Source organism: Erythrobacter rubeus, assembly GCF_014705715.1.
Taxonomy (GTDB): domain Bacteria; phylum Pseudomonadota; class Alphaproteobacteria; order Sphingomonadales; family Sphingomonadaceae; genus Erythrobacter; species Erythrobacter rubeus.
Genome location: NZ_JACXLC010000001.1, coordinates 1,164,953 through 1,184,476, shown reverse-complemented (window position 1 = coordinate 1,184,476; position 19,524 = coordinate 1,164,953). Strand labels below are relative to the sequence as shown.

19 protein-coding genes are annotated in these 19,524 nt (G+C 60.4%); 10 read left to right on the top strand and 9 right to left on the bottom strand.

What is annotated here, in order from left to right; translation table 11 throughout:
• From IB285_RS05820 to mazG, 8 genes are read left to right on the top strand one after another with little or no spacing between them, the layout of a single operon-like run.
• Positions 1 to 1,125, top strand: a complete 1,125-nt coding sequence (locus tag IB285_RS05820) for a D-alanyl-D-alanine carboxypeptidase family protein (protein ID WP_328705856.1) — start codon at positions 1 to 3, stop codon at positions 1,123 to 1,125.
• Positions 1,122 to 1,784 carry a dTMP kinase gene (gene tmk, locus IB285_RS05815; protein ID WP_190787286.1) on the top strand — a complete coding sequence of 221 codons (663 nt, stop codon included), beginning with the start codon at positions 1,122 to 1,124 and terminating at the stop codon, positions 1,782 to 1,784. The genes IB285_RS05820 and tmk overlap by 4 nt, the downstream gene beginning before the upstream one ends.
• Positions 1,781 to 2,746: a DNA polymerase III subunit delta' gene (locus IB285_RS05810; RefSeq protein ID WP_190787285.1), complete on the top strand. Its 966-nt coding sequence runs from the start codon at positions 1,781 to 1,783 to the stop codon at positions 2,744 to 2,746. The genes tmk and IB285_RS05810 overlap by 4 nt, the downstream gene beginning before the upstream one ends.
• Positions 2,739 to 4,313, top strand: coding sequence for a methionine--tRNA ligase (gene metG, locus IB285_RS05805; protein WP_190787284.1), 1,575 nt, complete (start codon positions 2,739 to 2,741; stop codon positions 4,311 to 4,313). The genes IB285_RS05810 and metG overlap by 8 nt, the downstream gene beginning before the upstream one ends.
• Positions 4,313 to 5,089, top strand: a complete 777-nt coding sequence (locus IB285_RS05800; protein WP_190789011.1) for a TatD family hydrolase — start codon at positions 4,313 to 4,315, stop codon at positions 5,087 to 5,089. Before metG ends, IB285_RS05800 begins: the two co-directional genes overlap by 1 nt.
• Positions 5,086 to 5,868, top strand: a complete 783-nt coding sequence (locus tag IB285_RS05795) for an MBL fold metallo-hydrolase (RefSeq protein ID WP_190787283.1) — start codon at positions 5,086 to 5,088, stop codon at positions 5,866 to 5,868. The genes IB285_RS05800 and IB285_RS05795 overlap by 4 nt, the downstream gene beginning before the upstream one ends.
• The gene (locus IB285_RS05790; protein WP_190787282.1) at positions 5,865 to 6,032 is read left to right on the top strand and encodes a hypothetical protein; all 168 of its coding nucleotides are present in this window, start codon (positions 5,865 to 5,867) and stop codon (positions 6,030 to 6,032) included. Before IB285_RS05795 ends, IB285_RS05790 begins: the two co-directional genes overlap by 4 nt.
• A 55-nt stretch (positions 6,033 to 6,087) precedes the next feature.
• Positions 6,088 to 6,876: a nucleoside triphosphate pyrophosphohydrolase gene (gene mazG, locus IB285_RS05785; RefSeq protein WP_190787281.1), complete on the top strand. Its 789-nt coding sequence runs from the start codon at positions 6,088 to 6,090 to the stop codon at positions 6,874 to 6,876.
• Here the strand turns inward: mazG and hflX are convergent, their stop codons facing one another.
• The 7 genes from hflX to dusB all read right to left on the bottom strand — a co-directional run bounded on the left by hflX (position 6,877) and on the right by dusB (position 16,274).
• Entirely contained in the window at positions 6,877 to 8,181 is a 1,305-nt protein-coding gene (hflX, locus tag IB285_RS05780) for a GTPase HflX (protein ID WP_190787280.1), read from the bottom strand.
• A 17-nt stretch (positions 8,182 to 8,198) separates the two neighbouring features.
• A complete protein-coding gene (hfq, locus tag IB285_RS05775; RefSeq protein WP_190787279.1) occupies positions 8,199 to 8,795 on the bottom strand; it encodes an RNA chaperone Hfq in 597 nt (198 codons plus the stop codon).
• 161 nt (positions 8,796 to 8,956) lie between these two features.
• Complete coding sequence (gene ntrX, locus IB285_RS05770; RefSeq protein WP_190787278.1) at positions 8,957 to 10,345, bottom strand: nitrogen assimilation response regulator NtrX; 1,389 nt, start codon at positions 10,343 to 10,345, stop codon at positions 8,957 to 8,959.
• Between the two features lie 46 nt (positions 10,346 to 10,391).
• Complete coding sequence (locus IB285_RS05765; protein ID WP_190787277.1) at positions 10,392 to 12,617, bottom strand: sensor histidine kinase; 2,226 nt, start codon at positions 12,615 to 12,617, stop codon at positions 10,392 to 10,394.
• A gap of 70 nt (positions 12,618 to 12,687) precedes the next feature.
• Positions 12,688 to 14,124 (bottom strand): sigma-54-dependent transcriptional regulator, encoded by a 1,437-nt coding sequence (locus IB285_RS05760; RefSeq protein WP_190787276.1) that lies wholly within the window; start codon positions 14,122 to 14,124, stop codon positions 12,688 to 12,690.
• Entirely contained in the window at positions 14,105 to 15,196 is a 1,092-nt protein-coding gene (locus tag IB285_RS05755) for a two-component system sensor histidine kinase NtrB (protein ID WP_190787275.1), read from the bottom strand. The genes IB285_RS05760 and IB285_RS05755 overlap by 20 nt, the downstream gene beginning before the upstream one ends.
• A 61-nt stretch (positions 15,197 to 15,257) precedes the next feature.
• Positions 15,258 to 16,274 (bottom strand): tRNA dihydrouridine synthase DusB, encoded by a 1,017-nt coding sequence (gene dusB, locus IB285_RS05750; RefSeq protein ID WP_190787274.1) that lies wholly within the window; start codon positions 16,272 to 16,274, stop codon positions 15,258 to 15,260.
• Between the two features lie 76 nt (positions 16,275 to 16,350).
• Here dusB and IB285_RS05745 point away from each other — a divergent pair, with 76 nt between their 5' ends.
• Together IB285_RS05745 and IB285_RS05740 are read left to right on the top strand one after the other, a co-directional pair.
• Positions 16,351 to 17,511, top strand: a complete 1,161-nt coding sequence (locus IB285_RS05745; protein ID WP_190787273.1) for a bifunctional 2-C-methyl-D-erythritol 4-phosphate cytidylyltransferase/2-C-methyl-D-erythritol 2,4-cyclodiphosphate synthase — start codon at positions 16,351 to 16,353, stop codon at positions 17,509 to 17,511.
• A gap of 11 nt (positions 17,512 to 17,522) precedes the next feature.
• The gene (locus tag IB285_RS05740) at positions 17,523 to 18,047 is read left to right on the top strand and encodes a CinA family protein (RefSeq protein ID WP_190787272.1); all 525 of its coding nucleotides are present in this window, start codon (positions 17,523 to 17,525) and stop codon (positions 18,045 to 18,047) included.
• On the opposite strand, the gene IB285_RS05735 is transcribed toward IB285_RS05740, so the two are convergent.
• Positions 18,008 to 18,469: a type II toxin-antitoxin system RatA family toxin gene (locus tag IB285_RS05735; protein ID WP_190787271.1), complete on the bottom strand. Its 462-nt coding sequence runs from the start codon at positions 18,467 to 18,469 to the stop codon at positions 18,008 to 18,010. The genes IB285_RS05740 and IB285_RS05735 overlap by 40 nt on opposite strands.
• Entirely contained in the window at positions 18,469 to 19,419 is a 951-nt protein-coding gene (gene lipA / locus IB285_RS05730) for a lipoyl synthase (RefSeq protein WP_190787270.1), read from the bottom strand. The genes IB285_RS05735 and lipA overlap by 1 nt, the downstream gene beginning before the upstream one ends.
• Positions 19,420 to 19,524 lie beyond the last annotated feature (105 nt).

The window sequence follows — 19,524 nt, the reverse complement described above, 5'->3', positions numbered from 1 at the left end:
GTGTTTGCGCGCGGAGATATAGTGCAGGCTCAGGCAAACGCGTCTGCGAGCCTTCCTTCAGCGGAAGACGCGCCTATTGCGCTGCTGGTCGACATAAGTTCCGGCCAGACCCTGCATTCGCGCGGCGCGGCGCGCCGGTTCATTCCGGCGTCGATAACGAAGACGATGACGATCTTTCTCGCGTTCGAGTTGATCGAGGAAGGGCGGCTCGATCCGCGGCAGGTGGTTACTGTCAACCCCGAAAGCTGGCGCGAATGGAGCATGAAGGGATCGACCATGTTCCTCCCCGCAGATGCGCGAGTGACAGTGGGCGATCTCATCTTTGGTATAGCCAACGTGTCGGCAAACGATGGCTCAATCGCCTTGGCGGAGGCCTATTCCGGCACTGTCGAAGGCTGGACCGCTGAGATGAATGCGAAGGCTCGCGAGATCGGTATGACGGACAGCAATTTCGCCACGCCCAACGGTTGGCCGGATGAAGGACGAACCTTCACCACGGCTGCCGATCTGGCGAAGCTGGCCGAGGCGATGATCCGCCGCCATCCGGAAAAGTTCGCGCGCTATGTCGGTCGCCCGGAATTCACATACAACGGCATCACCCAGCGTAATCACGATCCCCTGCTTGGCCGGGTGCGCGGGGCAGATGGGATCAAGACGGGCTACACCAACGAATCCGGATATGGCTTTCTGGGGACCGTACAGCGCGGGCCACAACGGCTCGTTCTTGTGGTGGCGGGATCTCCGCGTGGCTCGCTTCGTGCGCGTGCCGCCCGGCAATATGCCGAGTGGGGCTTTGCAGCATTCGATCAGACGCTTTTGTTCGGAGCCGATAACGTCATCGGCCGCGTCCAGGTACAGGGAGGCTCGACCCGGCGTCTGGAAGTCATTGCCGGCAGGGAAGTCTTCCTGAACGTGCCGACAGGCCAGACCGCCAATCCCCAAATCCGTATCGTCTACGATGGCCCCTTGCGCGCGCCCATCAATGCCGGCGATCGAGTAGCCATCCTTGAAATCGAGATGGCCGGAATGGACACCGCTCGGATCCCCCTGCGCGCGCGGTACGACGTCGAAGGGGCCGGGCTCTTCGCGCGCATTCTCAACGGCATCGCCGGGTGGTTCGCATGAGCGAGACAAAGAAACGCGGGCGTTTCATCGCTTTTGAAGGAGGGGAGGGCGCCGGCAAGTCTACGCAGGCCAAGCTGCTCGCCGACGCGCTTCGATCGCGGGGCTTCACGGTCGATGTCACGCGCGAACCCGGTGGTACTCCAGGTGCCGAGGCGATCCGCAAATTGTTGCTCCACCCGCCAGGCGAGGGCGATGCAGGGTGGGGCGCGAAGGCCGAAGCACTTCTGTTCGCCGCCGCAAGAGCCGACCACGTTGAGCGACGTATCCTACCTGCGGTTGAAGCAGGCAACTGGGTGGTGTGCGATAGGTTCGTCGATTCGAGCCGTGCCTATCAGGGCGGTGCGGGGGGACTTGGTGATCAAGCCATTGTCGCCCTGCATGATTTCGGCAGCGACGGATTGCGGCCCGATCTGACCATCCTGCTGCAGGCTGATCCGGACAAAGTGGCCGAACGCTTGGCGATCCGCGACGGGACAGAAGCCGATGCGATTGGCGGGCGCAGCGCGGAGTATCATCGCCAGGTGGCCAAGCGCTTCGTTGCTCTTGCCGAAGCCGATCCGACCGGTTTCGCGGTGATCGATGGCAGCGCCGACGAAGATACGGTGCATCGCAAAGTGCTCGAAGCGCTCGAACCCTTGGTCGCAGGCAAGGCGTCGTGACCAATTGGCTCAATCATCACGCCGCTTGGCACGAATGGCGCCGCGCGATGGCCAGCGACCGGATGCACCATGGCTGGATACTTGCCGGCAAAAGCGGTCTGGGAAAGCGCGACTTCGCCGTCGCCGCAGCGCGCGAACTGGTCGCCGAAAACGGCGTGCACCAACCCGAAGGCGATCACCCAGATATCCTTATCCTGACCCACCTTCCAAAGGACGAAAAGGAGGAGAAGAAGCGGGATGAGGGCAAACCCTACCAGACCAAACGCAACATCTCGGTCGCGCAAATCCGCGCGATGCAGAAGCGGCTGACGACCCGGCCCACGCTCGGCTCCCGGCGGGCAATCATCATCGATCCCGCTGACGACATGGAACCAAGCGCGTCGAACGCCCTTCTCAAAAGCCTTGAAGAACCACCGCAGGGTACGTTTTTCCTGCTGGTGACGCATCGGCCCTCCCGGTTGCTGCCCACCATCCGATCACGATGCCGCCTGTTGCGGTTTCCCACGCTTTCCGACGAGGAACTTCGCCGGATGCTCGATGAGAGCGGCGCGGCAGATGGCGGCGCGCGCGATGCCGCGATCCGCGCTGCGGAAGGGTCATTCGGGGCCGCAACGCGTTTCATGGACCAGGACATGGGAGCGCTCGCAGACCTGATCGAGCGGCTTTTGGGGGAGGGGGATCCGGGATTTGCAGCACGCGGCGAACTTGCAAGAGCGATCGGTCCGCGGGCCGACCGCGACCGGATTCAGGCCGCCCTGGAGCTGGCTCAGGCCATCGTCGCCGATCATGCGCGCCGGGCAATAGGCTCTGCGCAGGCCCGCGCACTGATCGACACGCATGGCGAGCTGGTAACGCTCGCCGGACAGGCACCGACATACAACTTCGATACCGGGCTGCTCGCGATGGAGATCGGAACCTTGCTTAGCTCCGCCAGCGCGGCTAGCGAGCACGCCAATGGCTGATCGAGACCCCACACCGTTCTATATCACGACCGCAATTAGCTATCCCAACGGACGGCCGCACATCGGCCATGCCTATGAGGCGATATCGGCTGACGTCATCGCACGTTTCCAGCGGCTGATGGGGCGCAAAGTCCGCTTCCAGACCGGCACGGACGAGCATGGCCTCAAAATGGCCCGCAAAGCCGAAGAACAAGGCCGGACTGCGCGCGATCTCGCGGATGAAATGTCCGGATATTTCCGTGAGATGTGCGATGAACTTAACGTCTCCTACGACCGCTTCATACGCACCGTCGAAGACGATCATCACCGCGCCAGCCAGGCCATATGGAGCCGCATGGAGGCAACTGGCGATCTTTACCTCGACCGGTACGAGGGATGGTATTCGGTTCGTGATGAAGCCTATTATGACGAGAGCGAGCTGACCGAAGGGGAGGGGGGCACAAAGCTTTCCCCGCAAGGCACGCCGGTCGAATGGACGGTTGAGGAAAGCTGGTTCTTCCGCTTGTCCAAATATCAGGACCGGCTGCTAGAGCTCCTGCGCTCACCGGGTTTCCTCGAACCGGCGAGCCGCCGCAACGAGATGATTGCGTTTGTCGAGCAGGGCCTGCGCGATCTTTCGGTAAGCCGCACGAGCTTCGATTGGGGCGTGAAGGTCCCCGGCAGTGACGACCACGTCATGTATGTCTGGGTCGACGCGCTGACAAATTACCTGACCGGATTGGGCTTCCCCAACGATACGCAGGAGATGCGCGACTTCTGGCCCGCAGACCTGCATATCATCGGCAAGGATATCGTCCGTTTTCACACGATCTACTGGCCTGCATTCCTGATGAGCGCGGACTTGCCGCTGCCGAAGAAAGTGTTCGGCCACGGATTCCTGCTGAACCGTGGGCAAAAAGAATCCAAATCGCTCGGCAATGTCACCGATCCATCGGAGCTCGCCGGGACATTCGGCGTCGATGCCTTGCGCTATTTCCTGATGCGCGAAGTCGCCTTCGGTCAGGACGGCAGCTACTCGCCCGAAGCGATCGTGACGCGCGCAAATGCCGAGTTGGCAAACTCCTTCGGCAATCTGGCGCAGCGCACGCTGTCGATGATCGCGAAGAATATGGACGGCAAGCTCGCGATATTCGAGCCGAGTGATGATGATTGGAAATTGCTCGGAACGGTGCGCTCTGCCTGCGCTGAGGAACTGCCTGAGCAGTTCGAGAAGCTGGCATTTTCAACCGGGATCGAAGCATGGATCAAAGCGGTCTATGCCTGCAATCAGTATGTTGACGAGCAGGCACCCTGGGCACTTCGCAAGACCGATCCGGAACGTATGCAGATCGTGCTACTCACGCTCTTCGCTACACTTCGCGACCTTACGATCGCAATTCAGCCCGTCGTACCCGAAAAGGCTGCGAGCCTTTTGGATCAGCTCGGAATTCCCGAAAACGAGCGCAGGATCGACGCAATTCCGGACCCTGACTGGTATAACCGTTTGGTCGAAACCGGCTTCACAGTAAGCAAACCGACACCGATATTCCCACGTCTGGAGTTACCCGAAGAGGCCGAGGCTGAATGATGCTCGTCGATAGCCATTGCCACCTCGAATATAAGGGACTTGTCGAAGATCAACAGGGCGTCCTGTCGCGCGCGCGCGAAGCCGGGGTGGGGGCGTTTCTCAACATCTCGACGAAGCAGACCGAATGGGCGCAGGTCGTCGCCACGGCCGAGCGCGAGGCGGATGTTTTCGCAAGCGTGGGCATACACCCGCACGAAGCGGACAAGCATGAGGATTTGGGCCGCGCGACATTGTTCGCAGCGACTGAAAATCCCAAGGTTATCGGTATCGGCGAAACGGGGCTCGATTACTATTACGAGCATTCGGACCGCGATACCCAAGCAAAACTGTTCCGGATGCACATCGACGTAGCGCGTGAAACGGGGCTGCCGGTGATCATTCACACGCGCGATGCAGAGGACGACACGTTCGAAATTCTGAGCGAGGAGATGGAGAAGGGCGCGTTTCCGGCGTTGATCCACTGCTTTACCGCTTCGGCGGAGTTCGGCCGGAAGGTGCTCGACCTTGGATTGACTATCTCGCTTTCCGGCATCGTTACCTTCAAGAACGCCAAGGATTTGCAGGAAGCCGCCAAACTCGTCCCTGGGGGTCGGCTGCTGGTCGAAACCGACAGCCCGTTTCTCGCGCCGGTGCCGCACCGTGGCCGCCCGTGCGAGCCTGCTTACGTCGCTGACACAGCCAAGTTCGTCGCACAGCTGCGCGGCGAACATCCCGAGGCGCTTGCGGAGCAGACAACCGAGAATTTCGCCAGGCTGTTCAACAAGGCGGCGCTGTGAAAGTCATAATGCTGGGCTCGGGCACATCGACAGGTGTGCCGCGTGTCGGCGGGCCGGATGGAACAGGCGACTGGGGTGATTGCGACCCCGAAGAGCCGCGCAACCGGCGCACGCGCGTTTCCATTATCGTCGAAAGCGATGCGGGCGCGCGTCTCTTGATCGACACGTCCAGCGATTGCCGCGCGCAATTGCTGGCGAACCGTATCCCGTCCATCGATGCGGTTTTCTGGACTCACGACCATGCAGACCACTGTCACGGCATCGATGATCTTCGGGTGATGCGATATGGTCGAGGCGGTCCGATACCGGGATACGCTTCGACCGAGACTGTGAGGCGTCTGCGCAATCGGTTTGGTTATGTGTTTGCCGGTCAGGACGGTTATCCCACAATCATCAATCTCGATACGCTTGACCGGCTGCGCATTGTCGCGGGCTTTGGTGTTGAATGGTGTCAAATGGAGCACGGACCAGGTGAAACCACCGGATACCGCTTTGAATCCGATGGGAAGTCAATTGCTTATGCGACTGACTTCAGTGCTATTTCCGACGAAATGGTGGACCTCTATGACGGTGTCGACGTGCTCGTGAGTGATTGCCTGCGGCGGGATCCGCATCCGACACATGCGCATCTCGCGATGGCAATCGAGCTGTCCGAACGATGCGGAGCGAAGTCACTGGTGCTCAGCCATCTCGATAAAAGCATGGATTACAGAACGCTCGTGAACGAGGTGCCGGATGGTGTCATTGTCGGCTATGATGGTTTGGAGGTGATTGCATGACCGAAATGGGCGTAATCTCGATCGTGGCATTGCTCGGCTGGCTGTTCCTAGCTGGAAGCGCGCTCGCGTCGTACAAGCTCGGCTTCAGCAAGATTGTGCAAATGGCGCTGATCTGGGTGGCGATTTTTGCGGGAGGCTTCCTTGTGGTGAGCTTCTTTATGTAGCCCTCTACCTATCCTCTATTTAACATAATATATATTATCATTCCAAAGGTGAGGCATGCGAGAGGGCTCCCCCGACAGCGCGAAAAACAGCGAGATGCGGCGGTTGCAGTCAATCATGGCGCGGCTGCGCGATCCCGAGCGCGGTTGCGAGTGGGATCTCGCGCAGGATTTTGCGAGCATCGCGCCGTACACCATTGAAGAGGCTTATGAAGTCGCCGACGCGATCGAGCGAGATGACATGGCCGAGCTTCGGGACGAACTCGGCGATTTGTTGCTCCAGGTCGTCTTCCACGCCCGGATGGCAGAAGAAGCCGGTCTTTTCACCTTTGAGGACGTCGCACGGTCGATCAGCGAGAAGATGGAAAGCCGTCATCCCCATATATTCGGCAATGAAGACGGCCAAATGGGCGAAACGCGCTGGGAGAACCTCAAGGAGACCGAACGCACCGCCAAAGGCGCGACCAGCGCGCTCGATGGTGTTGCGCTCGCACTGCCGGCCCTGATGCGAGCACAGAAGATCCAGAAACGCGCTGCGAGGACCGGCTTCGATTGGCCTGATCCGGCCGGACCGGAATCGAAAATTACCGAGGAAATCGAGGAACTTAAGTCGGCCACCGCGGAATCCGACAAATTGGAAGAAGCAGGCGATCTGCTTTTCGCTGCGGTCAACTATGTCCGCGCCCACGGGGTCAGCGCCGAGGATGCCTTGCGCGCCGCCAATTCCAAGTTCGAGCGCCGTTTTCGCGAAATGGAAGACAGGGCCAGAGGCCGCTTCTCGGACCTAAGCCTCGATCAGCAGGAAGAGCTGTGGCAGGCGGTCAAGAAAGATGAAAGCACCTGCTAATCAGTCGCTTATAGCGGCGTATTGACCCAATTCCTTCGGATTTAGGCGGACAGTCAATCTCCGAAGCGGGCCGCTATCCCCCTCGCCTGCATCGGCGTCCTCCACTACGTCGCCATGCGCATGCAGCCAAGCGATGCGCCGACCGTCGCTTACAGGGAGCGTCACAGTCATTTCCTTAGCCTGAGATGTCAGCATTTCAGCGATCTTGGCATTGAACGCATCCAGACCATCCCCGCTCGCGGCAGAAATGAGGACGGCGTTTTGCGCTTCGGCCAGTTCGCTGAGCTCATCGCGCACGTCAGTGCCGAGCAAATCGACCTTGTTCCAGATCTCAAGGATTGGAATATCGCTCTCGCCAGTGTCCGCATCGACAACGTCGAGGTCGGCGAGGACCTCCATGACCTGCTTCTTTTGCGCCGCATTTGCCGGGTTAGCCATGTCGCGGACGTGACAGATTATGTCGGCTCCCGTGACCTCTTCGAGAGTGGCGCGGAAAGCGGCGACCAGCTGCGTGGGAAGATCGGAGATGAAACCCACCGTATCTGAAAGGATCGCTTTTTCGACACCGGGCAGGCTGATCGCCCGCATTGTGGGGTCCAGCGTCGCGAAGAGCAGATCCTCGGCCATCACATCGGCGCCCGTCAGCCGATTGAAGAGCGTCGATTTCCCGGCATTCGTGTAGCCGACCAGAGCCATTACCGGCCAGGGCGCCCTTCCCCGCCGCTCCCGGTGAAGAGTACGTGTCTTGCGGACTTGTTCGAGCTCGCGCCTCAGCCTGCCCATGCGCTGACGGATCATGCGCCTATCGGCTTCGATCTGGGTCTCGCCCGGTCCGCCGAGGAATCCAAAACCGCCGCGTTGCCGCTCGAGGTGGGTCCAGCTGCGGACAAGACGGCTCTGCTGATAATCCAGATGTGCCAGCTCGACCTGCAACCGACCTTCTGCCGTAGCCGCCCTCTCCCCGAAGATTTCAAGGATCAGTCCGGTGCGATCAATGACTTTACGCTTTAGCTTTTCTTCGAGGTTGCGCTGCTGGATCGGCGAGAGCGCGCCGTCCACTATCACCAACTCGCATTCGTATTGTTCGCACCAAGTGGCGATGTTCTGGACCTGCCCGGATCCGAACAGGGTGTTGGGCTGCATCTGCCTGACCGGGAGTATTTGGGAATGCCCGATCACCACGCCGATTGCGAGCGCGAGGCCTTGAGCTTCCTCAAGCCGCTCTCGCGCATCGAGATCGTATCGCAGGCTGCGGATGTCCGGGCACAGGACAAGGGCCCGCGCACCGCGGGTCACCTCGTCCATCAAGTCATCATCGAAACTCAGTCGTCGGCCCCAAAGTCATCGCCATAGTCGGCGTCTTCATCGTCGCTCAGGTCGACAGGGCTCGCAGGCTGGATCGTCGAAACCGCATGCTTGTAGGCAAGCTGAACCGCACCGTCCCGTTCCAGAAGCATGCAGAACAGGTCGTATGCGGCAAGCCGCCCCTGCAGCATGACGCCGTTTACGAGGAACATCGTCACCTGGACATTGCTTTCGCTGACGCGGTTCAGGAACACGTCCTGCAGCAATCGCTGCTTCTTGTTTCCAGCGCGGGTCTGAAACTGTCCAGCATCGACCGATTGGCCCGGCATGATGGTAGAGATCGCATGCTTATAAACGAGCTGCGACTGGCCATCGCGGCGAAGCAGTATCGAGAAGTTATCGAACCAGGTCACGATGCCCTGGAGCTTTACGCCTTTGACGAGGAACATCGTCACCGGAGTCTTGTTCTTACGCAGCAAATTCAGGAAAGCGTCTTGCAGGTTGCCCTGCCCACCGCCGTTTCCGCTGGATTGCCTGCCGCCTTGCCGCGCAGGTGTCTCAGCTTCTTCGGGGCTCGATATTGGACGCGGAGAGAGTGTCCGTCCATTCGACATGTTTCATGCTCCTGTTTTATTGGCGGCCGCTTTTACGGTCCGCAGAAAAGGCAAATGCCAGCAACCCTCCTGCTAAATATCTTGGTGCTTATCATGGGGAATATACGAAGCACGGGCAACAGTTCAATTTAAACGACCGTATGGCGTTTGCCCAAGAAAGCTCATTCCTTGCGCGCGTTTTCCCTGCGCTCCGCCATTCCGAGCAGTTTCAATTTGCGGTGCAACGCGGACCTTTCCATCCCGATGAAGGTCGCAGTTTTGGAGATATTGCCGGAGAATCGGCGGATCTGGATCGTAAGGTATTCACGCTCGAAGCTTTCCCGCGCTTCGCGCAGCGGCACTCCCATCATCGCCGACAGACCCTGTCCCGAGGCTGCAAGGCGTCCGCCTGTGACTTCAGCAGGTAGCATGTCGGTTTCAACCTCGGTCAAGCGGTCGCGCGGCGTCATAATGATGGTGCGCTCGATCACATTGCGAAGCTGGCGAACATTTCCCGGCCAATCATATGCCTGCAGCGCCGCCATCGCTTCTTCGGAAATGCTGGGCGGAGTGAGCCCCTGATCGTTCGAATAGCGCGTGAAGAAATGCTCCGCCAATGCGGGGATATCGTCGCGCCGTTCGCTCAAGGAAGGAATGGTGACGGGAACCACGTTGAGGCGGTAGAACAGGTCTTCGCGAAAGCGGTTTTCCTCCATCTCCACCGCGAGGTCGCGTGTGGTCGAAGACACGACACGCACGTCCACGCCGATCTGGCGCGTTCCGCCAACGCGAACAAAGCTTTGTTCGGTCAGCACCCTCAGAATGCGCGCCTGGGTTGAAAGCGGCATGTCGGCGACTTCATCGAGATAGAGCGTCCCGCCATCTGCCAGTTCGAGAAGGCCGGGGCGGACCTGTTTACCGTCGGATTCCTCACCGAAAAGCTCCTGTTCGAAACGTTCGGGGGTGATCCGGGCGGAATTGACGAGCACGAACGCGCCATCCGCCCGTCCGCTCCATGTGTGAAGCAAACGCGCCGCGACTTCCTTCCCCGCCCCCGCAGGACCGGAGATGAGAACGCGGCTACCGGTATTCGCCACCCGTTTGAGTGTCGCGCGCACGGCGTTGATGGCGGAGGAATTGCCGGTGAATTCGGCCTCGCTCCAGCTGCTGTCCCGCAGGCGATTGTTCTCGCGCCGCAACCGTTCGGTTTCGGTCGCGCGTTCGACCAGCAGAAGCAGCCTTTCGGCCTCGAATGGTTTCTCGATAAAGTCCATCGCCCCGCGGCTGACCGCGGAAACTGCGGTGTCGATATTGCCATGCCCCGAGAAAATAATGACCGGAAGGTCAGGCTCACGCGCTTTGATGGCATCGAGCAGCTCCAGGCCGTCCATCTCGCTCCCATGCAGCCACACGTCCAGCAGAACGAGGCTTGGGCGGCGTTCGTCTATGGCGGCCAGTGCACTGGTGCTCTCCGCTGCCGTGCGGCACTCATAGCCTTCGTCTCCCAGAACTCCGGAGACAAGATCGCGGATATCGCGTTCATCGTCGACAATCAGGATTTCGAGCGCCATGCGAGGCTCCTTAGGGGCATTACAATTGAAGGTGTTGAGGGGCGGATCACGCAGCCTCTCCGGTAGAGACCTGGGGATCGCGGGCGAATTGCAGGGTTACGCGCGATCCGCCGGTATCGGTGCTGGCAAAGCTCATTTCGCCGCCATGCTCGTCGACGATCTTGTTTACGATGGCGAGGCCAAGGCCAGTCCCCTTTTCGCGGGTTGTCATATAGGGTTCGGTCAGGCGGTCTCGGTCTTGCGGAAGGCCAATGCCGTTGTCTTCGATCTGGATCGAAATCTTCTCGTCGTCGCCGAGCATGGTAACCGCGATCTGTCCGGCATATTCATCGCCCGCCTCCGCCGCGCGCGCTTCAATCGCTTCGACCGCGTTCTTGAGAACATTGGTCATCGCCTGCCCCATCTGGTGGCGGTCGCAGCTGATGCTGCGCTGATCGAGCTGGCTCGCCGAGACGCTGAATTCGATGCCGGGATGCGCGACCTCTTGCAGGAAGACTGCCTGCCGGACGAGGTCGACCGCGTCCTCTGCGCGGAACACAGGTTTGGGAAGCCGCGCGAATGATGAGAACTCGTCCACCATCTTGCGCAGATCGCCGACCTGGCGAACGATCGTGCTTGTCAGTTCATCGAACAGCTCGCCGTCGCCCTCCTCTACCTGTTTGCGATAGCGCCTTTTCAGCCGCTCGGTTGCGAGCTGGATCGGCGTGAGCGGGTTCTTGATCTCGTGTGCAATCCGCCGCGCGACGTCGGACCAGGCAGCCTGCCGCTGGTCCAGCAATTGGCGCGTGATATCCTCGAAGGTGATAACGTGTCCGCGGCTACCGGGAGCGACCTTCACTGCCAAGGTGAGGAACTCGCTCCCTTTTGCGTGGGTGACGATCGCGCGCTGCTGACCGGAGCGGACCATTTGGCATATCTCGGGCGAGAGAGTATCGAGCGCCTGTCCGACGAGATCGCTGGCCCCCTCCTCCGCAAGCAGGTCCTGTGCGGATTCGTTCATCAGCATGACGGTGCTGTTCTCGTCGACCGAGATCACTCCGGCACTTACGGATTCGAGCACCGCCTCCATGAACGCACGGCGGTCGTCAATCTGGCGGTTTGCGCTAACCAGCGCTTCGGTCTGCTTTTCCAGCTGCGCCGTCATCCGGTTGAACGCCCGGTTGAGCAGGCCGATCTCATCAGCGCCGGTCCGGCCTTCGACCCGGAGTGCAAAGTTGCCCTGACCGACTTTCCTGGCTGCTCCCACAAGGTCCGTCAGCGGCTCGACCTGACGATCGGCAAATCGCAGCGCGAACCAAACCCCGACGCCGACAAGCAAAAGGCTCACCACGACGAGCGCGGTGTTGAATCGGAGCTGCAGCGTACTCGATTCATTGGTGAGTGTTTCATATGCCGTCGCGACGGCTTGCGCGCGGGTCCACGCGTTGAACATCGTCGCCTCGGTGTTTCGCGCGTTATAGAGGTAGATCCCGCTGTCCCTATCGATAGCAGCCAGGGCGGCGATGCGATCCGGACTGCCTCTGACCACCACGAATTCGCCTTCGTCTAGCTGCGGGAGGACTTCCTCGCTGAATTCGAGCGGCCGGTTGTCGGCGAGCAATTCGTAGGTTGCAGCCGTCCGTAGGCTGCCATCGGCGAGGCGCTGCAGAATGACGCTTTCGGAAATGTCGCGCGATTGCGCCTGAAAAGCATAGAAGTCTGCGAAGTCCTGCTCGGTGATCGGGACCCGTTCCAAGATGACGCGCATATCGCTCGCCATCGTGATCGTTTCGTCCTGCACGTCGCGCTGGTTCGCGTCGTAATAGCTCTGCGCCAGCTCATTGGCGTTGTCCATCAACCCGCGCGATGCATCAGAATACCAGAAATCAACCCCGGTCTGGAACAGGAACGCGGCGAAGCCCGACACCAGTAACGTCGGGACCGCGGCCACCATCGAAAAGAAAAAGACGAGGCGGACGTGAAGCCGTGCGGTGCTGCCAGCGGCGCGTTTCAGCGCGAGCCTGCGCCCGATCAGAATGAGCAGTGCCATCGCCGGGACAAGCACCGATATCAACAGCAGCGTCACTTCCATTGGCGAGGCTATTTCGCCTTGCTTCGCATCGCCCGAATAAGCGAAGTAATTGGCAATGATGGCAGCTATCAGTGATGCGACGGCGAGCAGTTCGAACAGGCGATATATGTTCGCGCGCCGCGAGGAGACGACGAACTGTCTCCACCACCGGGGTAATTGTCGCGGCGATTGGTTCTGAGATGGTGACGCACTACTAGCCATCGTTGCTCAGTTACAACGTGAGTGTTGCAATTATGCAAGCGCTATTCGCCATTTAGCCCCGGATTGTGCGTTAAAGCGGGCGTGCGAAGCGATCAGGCTCAATCCCGAGTTCGCCGATCCTTTTCCTGAGCGTATTCCGATTGATGCCGAGTAGCTTGGCTGCGCGCAGCTGATTGCCGCTGGTTCTCCCCAACGCATGTTCGATGAGCGGTTTTTCGAACGCAGCTATGGCCTGGGAATAGACCGAGCCTGCGGATGGGTTTTCCGCTGCAAGCCATGTCTCGAGCGCCTGCCCAATACCGCTTGTCCGCACATCTCCCGATTGACCGATCGGCAGCTGTTCGTCACCGATTATGTCGGCAAGACTGCCGGGATCGATAACGTCATCCCTGGCCATCAGCGCGAGCCGGTAGACCACATTGCGGAGCTCGCGCACATTGCCGCGCCAGTTCCGGCCCCTGAGCTTTTCAAGCGCGTCGGCCGACAGCTGGCGGCGTGGCAACCCCTCCTCCACCGCTTGCGAAAGGAAGTGCTGGCATAGCACGTCGATGTCTTCACGCCTGTCGCGCAAAGGGGGAAGCTCGATCGGAACCACGTTAAGCCGGTAATAAAGATCCTCCCGAAAGGTACCGGCTGATATCATCGGGACGAGATCGCGATTGGTCGCGGCGACGATCCGCACATCGACAGCGATCTCCTGCCGCCCGCCGACGCGCCTGATCCGGCCCGATTGGAGCGCGCGCAGCAGCCGCGTTTGCGCTTCGGCAGGCATGTCGCCGATCTCATCCAGGAACAATGTACCGCCATTGGCCTGCTCGAACTTGCCGATCGCTTGGGCTACCGCGCCGGTGAACGCGCCCTTCTCATGCCCGAACAGCTCGCTTTCGATGAGGTCCGCAGGAATTGCCGCAGTGTTGACCGCCACGAACGGCCCGGACCGCCGGCTGCCGAGCTGGTGGATCGCTTCGGCAACCAATTCCTTGCCGGTTCCGCTTTCGCCGGTGACAAGGACTGTGAGATCGTTTCGAAGCACTCGTGTGATCATCCGGTATACGCTTTGCATGGCCTGACTGCGGCCAACCAGCGGCATACCGTCATCATCGGGCTCGTCGGGCAGATTGGCGCTGCTTCCGCTCCCGCCGCACGCTTGCTGTACTGCCTGCACCAGCTCATCGAGATCGAACGGTTTCGGAAAGTACTCAAACGCGTCGCTGTCGCTCGCCCTTACAGCGGTATCGAGAGTGTTCTGTGCCGAGAGCACGATCACCGGCATGTCTGGCGCGGCCTTCCGAACGCTGTCGAGGCTTGCCAGTCCGTCGCCGTCTTCAAGCATCACATCGGTCAGCATCACATCGAAAGCGTGCCCGCGCAGCCAACCATCGCGTGCCGCGACGCTGGTGCAGTGTTCGATCTTGAACCCCTCATCCTCCAGCGCGGCGATGATGACCGTGGCAATTGCGGTGTCATCCTCGACCAGCAGGACATTCCTAGCGCTTGCGCGAGACATCGGCTGTCCTTTCCTTGCGTGCGGCCTGCGGTAGGTGGAGCCGGAAATGTGTGTGCCCTGCCCTCACGTCTCGCTCATGGCTCACACTGCCATTCATGTCTCGTACCAGCTTGCGCACGAGCGCTAGCCCGAGGCCCTGCCCCGATGGCTTCGACGAAACGAACGGTTCGAACACATGATCGCGCAGTGCTTCATCGATGCCGGCGCCGTTGTCGGTGATGGTGATTTCGATCGGCAGCCGGACTGCCCGGCCAAGACGGATCGCACTGAAGGCAAGACCGCTCACGAACCGTGTCTGTACGGTAATTTCAGGCGTGTCCCGGGACCCGACAGCAGCATCGCGCGCATTCGATATCAGGTTGATGATGACCTGTTCTAGCGCGTCACGATTTGCCAAGACCGGAGGCAATGACGGGTCGAATTCTTCGCGGATTTGCACCTGCTTGGTTCCAGCAGCACGCACTGTGGCGATCGCGCTGCGTATCGCTTCGTGGGGATTGCAGGGAGCGACAGGCTCCGTCTGGGTGCTGCCAAGCTGCTGCATACGGTCGATGAGCCGCGCGATCCGGTCGACCTCATCGGTGATCATCCGCGCCAGTTTCTTGTCCTTTTGCGGTAGCTTCCGTGCGACGAGCTGCCCGGCCCCGCGAATGGCCGAAAGCGGGTTCTTGATCTCATGCGCCAGGATAGATGGCGCGCCGATCGTTGCGCTGAGCTCGGCTTCCCTTGCGGTGTCTTCGTGCGAAACCTCGGACAGGGTGACGACCCGCCAACCGGGAAACCCGCCGAGCGGAGAAACGGTCAGGTTCACCCGGGTCTCGGCGCGGGGCGCTTCGATACGGATGTCGCGGGCGACGAGAGCAGCGTCGTTTGCGGCAAGTTTCTCGATGACGCGCTCTTCCAGGCCCCCGAGTATCTCCAGTATATTTCGTCCAGTCAGACGCTTTGAACTCTGGCCCAGCAGGTTTTCCGCCGCATGATTGGCTTCGCCGATGCACCCTTTCGGGTCGATCAGGACCATCGCGAAGATCAGCCCGCCAATCTGAGCCTCGGCTGATGGTTTGTCCGTCATGCGATCATCGGCGCTCACGCTGCCTGCAAATGGGTCCCCGACGCCCCCGTTTGAGCCCATTTCAGGCTGCCCGGCGATGGAGGAACGGTTCGTAAAAACGCGCGATTTCCCCCAGCACTTCATCGGGATCGTCGATGAAGTTCGCCTTGTTGCGGAACTCGGCCGACCCGTGCATTCCCTTGGTGTACCAGCCAAGATGCTTGCGCGCGATCTTGGTACCGACATCGCGGCCATAATGGTCGAGCATGCGGTTATAGTGCTCGATCAATACGCTGTACTGCTCATCGAAACTCGGTGTTGCCACGGTCTCACCCGTCCGCCACCAATGCATCACCTGCCCCAGCAGCCAGGGTTTTCCGTAGGCGCCGCGACCGATCATGAGGCCGTCTGCGCCCGACTGCTCGAGCGCTTTTGCAGCGTCGTCGATAGCACAGATATCGCCGTTGACGATCACCGGGATCGATACGGCATCCTTCACCTTGCGGATGAAGGACCAGTCTGCACTGCCCTTGTACATCTGGTTGCGAGTGCGCCCGTGGACGGTGATCATTTTCACGCCCAAATCTTCGGCAATACGGGCCATTTCTGGCGCGTTGAGGCTCTGGTGATCCCAGCCCATCCGCATCTTCACGGTAACTGGTACGTCGACAGCTTTCACTGTGGCTTCCATCAGCTTGGTCGCCAGTGGAACCTCCCGCATGAGCGCCGAGCCAGCGAACTGTCCGACGACTTTGCGCACCGGGCAGCCAAAGTTGATGTCGATAATCGCCGCGCCGTTGCCTTCCTGTAGCTTCGCGGCCTCGGCCATGCTTTCCGGGTCACAGCCGACGAGCTGCATCGACACTGGCTCTTCGATCCTATCCCAGGCCGTTTTCTGGATAGACTGGCGCGTTTCGCGAATGGCCGCCTCGCTCGCGACCATTTCGGTGACGTTGAGTCCCGAGCCATAGCGGCGCACCAGCGTGCGAAACGGCATGTCAGTCACGCCGGTCATCGGCGCAAGCAATACGGGCTCCGCAATCTCGACGGGGCCGATCTGGATCGGCTTGATCGCCGGAGGAATGGGAAGCGCAGTCATTTCATCAGTGCCTAAATTATGGGCAGCGCATAGTGGATTGCGCATTGTGCGTCCAGACCCTAAGCGCGGGGCCGCGATGGCCAGCCAGACCCCCCTCCCCGCATTTTCCGCGATAATCGTCGCTGCGGGTAAAGGACTGCGAGCGGGAGGCGATACGCCCAAGCAGTTCAGGACATGGCGCGGGAGGCCGGTCTTGCAGCACTCGGTCGATGCGCTGAACGCAGCGGGCTGCCAGTCCATAGTCATTGTCGCGCCAACTGGATTGCATGCAGAAGCGCTCGCGGCCGCAGGTGATGCGGCAAATGCTCTGACCGTCGATGGCGGCGTCACGCGTCAGGAATCGGTTCGTGCCGGATTGGACCGCCTTACCGATGCGAAGCCTGAGCTTGTTCTGATCCACGATGCGGCACGCCCCGATCTGCCTGTGGAGGTCATCGAAAGGCTGTTGGCGTCGCTCTCCACGCATGCTGGAGCGATCCCGACCCTGCCCGTGGTCGACAGCCTCGCCGTGTCGAGCAAGGATGGCACCATGGCGGGGAAAGCGGATCGCGAGATTCTTCGCCGGGTTCAGACACCCCAGGCATTTCGTTACGAAGATATCCTCGCCGCGCACCATTCCTGGACAGGAGCCCCGGATGCAGGTGACGATGCGCAGGTTCTTATGGCAAGCGGTGGTTCAGTGGCGCTCGTGCAGGGTGACGAGAGGCTCAAGAAGATAACCTTTGCAGAGGATTTCGCAGACCCGATGACAATCCCTCAATTCCGCGTTGGACAGGGATATGATGTCCACCGACTTCAGGCGGGCGAAGAGTTGTGGCTGTGCGGCATCAAGCTCGATCATGACAAGGGATTGGCCGGACATAGCGATGCGGATGTCGCGCTCCATGCGATAACGGACGCGGTGCTCGGGGCAATCGGTGATGGCGATATCGGGACGCATTTCCCGCCAAGCGATCCGCAATGGGCTGGCGCGCGATCGGGCCAGTTTCTCGAACATGCGGTGAAGTTGGCGCGCGAAGCAGGATTTGCGCTCTATAATCTGGACCTGACCATCATCTGCGAAGCGCCGAAGATCGGACCTCACCGGCCCGCAATGCGTAGCGAGGTCGCGCGGCTCACCGGACTGTCCGAGGACGCGGTGAGCATCAAGGCAACCACCACCGAACGGCTCGGCTTCACCGGGCGCGAAGAAGGCATCGCGGCGCAAGCGATAGTCGGGCTCTCCAAGGCCCGCTAAAGGGAACGAAAATGAGCAAGCAACTTCTCCCCGACGATATCGATGAACTGGCAGCGCGCGTGGTTTCGGAAAACGAGACTGCGGGCCGCAAGGTTGCTTTGGCGGAAAGCTGCACCGGCGGCCTTGTCGCTGCGGCCATCACCGAGATTCCCGGTTCCTCTTCGGTCCTTGATCGCGGGTTCGTCACCTACTCCAACGAAGCGAAAATGGAATCGCTTGGCGTGGCACAGGACATCATCGAAACCTTCGGCGCGGTCTCGATCGCTTGCGTATGGGCCATGGCTCAGGGAGCGCTCAAGAACTCAAACGCCGATGTAGCCGTGGCGATCAGCGGTGTTGCGGGACCTGGTGGCGGGACCCAGCTGAAGCCGGTCGGCACGGTCGTATTCGCGCGAGCCTACCGCAATCAGGACGGCGAGCCTGAGGGCGAACTGAAACACTTCGATGGGAATGAGGATGCCGCGAGCGGGCTCAGCGAGCGCGCCTCGATCCGGCGTCAGGCGACGATCTGCGCGCTCGAGCTGTTATTGCCGTAAAGATCGTGCGCGCGCTGTTCGAAAGCGGCGACCATCTTGCGGAATGCGCGCTCAAAATACTGGCCCGCTAGCGCCTGGAACACGCGGTTCTTGAACTCGAAATCGACGAAGAAATCGATCTCGCAGGTGTTTTCGTCGATTGGGCGGAAGGTCCAGATATTGTCGAGATCGGATAGCGGCCCGTCGACATAGTGCACGTCGATCTCCCGCGGGCGATCTTTCGCTACGCGGGAGGTGAATTTCTCGCGGATCGATTTGAACCCGACGACCATGTCGGCAACCATTTCGGTCTCGGTGTCCGAGCGCACGCGGGTCGCAATGACCCATGGCAGAAACTCGCCATACCGCTTCACATCCGCAACCAGATCGAACATCTGTGTCGCGCTGTAAGGCAGCCGGCGGGTTTCGCGAATACCGACCATCAGGCGTCCAGCCGGTCCCTTTTGCGAAGCTTTTCCTCTCGCGCAGCCTTCATCACGGCGAAGTCGTCGCCAGCGTGGTAGCTTGAGCGAGTAAGCGGGCTGGAGGCGACCTGCAGGAACCCCTTCGCCCTTGCGATTGAGCCGTAGGCGCCGAACGCCTTTGGCGTAACGAATTCTTCGACCGCCGCGTGTTTCGGCGTTGGCTGCAGGTATTGCCCCATCGTGATGAAATCGACCTCTGCGCTGCGCATGTCGTCCATCACCTGATGCACTTCCAGGCGCTGCTCGCCGAGGCCGAGCATGATGCCCGATTTAGTGAAGATCAGCGGATTGTGCGCCTTCACCTCTTCAAGCAAGCGAAGCGAGGCATAATACCGCGCACCAGGCCGGATCGTGGGATAAAGACGCGGCACGGTTTCGAGATTGTGATTGTAAACGTCGGGGCCAGCTTCGCAGATCGCCTCGACCGCAAGACGCATCTTGCCGCGGAAATCGGGAGTGAGAATTTCGATGGTGGTGTCCGGCGTATTCCGGCGCAGCGCCTCGATCACCTTGACGAATTGCCCTGCCCCGCCATCGGGCAGATCGTCGCGGTCGACACTGGTGATGACGATATGCTTGAGGCCCATCTTCGCCGCAGCGATCGCGGTATTCTCAGGCTCCATCGGATCGGCGGGGCGCGGCATCCCGGTCTTCACATTGCAAAACGCACAGGCCCGCGTGCACACATCGCCGAGGATCATTACGGTCGCGTGCTTCTGAGTCCAGCACTCACCGATATTGGGGCAAGCCGCCTCTTCGCAGACGGTGTTGAGGTTGAGATCGCGCATCAATCGGCGCGTCTCATGATAGCCTTCGCTGACCGGCGCACGAACGCGAATCCAGTCCGGCTTGCGCTGGCGCCGAGGGCGCTCGTTTTCAGGCTTCGGCGAGTTCGCAAGATCGTTCATGCGCGTTCATTTAGGCTGCCGCAGCGTCCGCCGCAAGCGCGCAGCCGTGCTTAAGGCGCGCTATTCGGGCAAGCCGGAACAAATCTATCGCAACCGCTTTTGCTT

Coding starts and splice junctions, on each gene's coding strand:
- IB285_RS05790 (WP_190787282.1), top strand. CDS start 5,865: ATGACCGAAATGGGCGTAATCTCGATCGTGGCATTGCTCGGCTGGCTG.
- IB285_RS05800 (WP_190789011.1), top strand. CDS start 4,313: ATGCTCGTCGATAGCCATTGCCACCTCGAATATAAGGGACTTGTCGAA.
- IB285_RS05735 (WP_190787271.1), bottom strand. CDS start 18,469: ATGGTCGGTATTCGCGAAACCCGCCGGCTGCCTTACAGCGCGACACAG.
- tmk (WP_190787286.1), top strand. CDS start 1,122: ATGAGCGAGACAAAGAAACGCGGGCGTTTCATCGCTTTTGAAGGAGGG.
- dusB (WP_190787274.1), bottom strand. CDS start 16,274: ATGACTGCGCTTCCCATTCCTCCGGCGATCAAGCCGATCCAGATCGGC.
- lipA (WP_190787270.1), bottom strand. CDS start 19,419: ATGAACGATCTTGCGAACTCGCCGAAGCCTGAAAACGAGCGCCCTCGG.
- mazG (WP_190787281.1), top strand. CDS start 6,088: ATGCGAGAGGGCTCCCCCGACAGCGCGAAAAACAGCGAGATGCGGCGG.
- IB285_RS05745 (WP_190787273.1), top strand. CDS start 16,351: ATGGCCAGCCAGACCCCCCTCCCCGCATTTTCCGCGATAATCGTCGCT.
- IB285_RS05740 (WP_190787272.1), top strand. CDS start 17,523: ATGAGCAAGCAACTTCTCCCCGACGATATCGATGAACTGGCAGCGCGC.
- hfq (WP_190787279.1), bottom strand. CDS start 8,795: ATGTCGAATGGACGGACACTCTCTCCGCGTCCAATATCGAGCCCCGAA.
- ntrX (WP_190787278.1), bottom strand. CDS start 10,345: ATGGCGCTCGAAATCCTGATTGTCGACGATGAACGCGATATCCGCGAT.
- metG (WP_190787284.1), top strand. CDS start 2,739: ATGGCTGATCGAGACCCCACACCGTTCTATATCACGACCGCAATTAGC.
- IB285_RS05760 (WP_190787276.1), bottom strand. CDS start 14,124: ATGTCTCGCGCAAGCGCTAGGAATGTCCTGCTGGTCGAGGATGACACC.
- IB285_RS05755 (WP_190787275.1), bottom strand. CDS start 15,196: ATGACGGACAAACCATCAGCCGAGGCTCAGATTGGCGGGCTGATCTTC.
- IB285_RS05765 (WP_190787277.1), bottom strand. CDS start 12,617: ATGGCTAGTAGTGCGTCACCATCTCAGAACCAATCGCCGCGACAATTA.
- hflX (WP_190787280.1), bottom strand. CDS start 8,181: ATGGACGAGGTGACCCGCGGTGCGCGGGCCCTTGTCCTGTGCCCGGAC.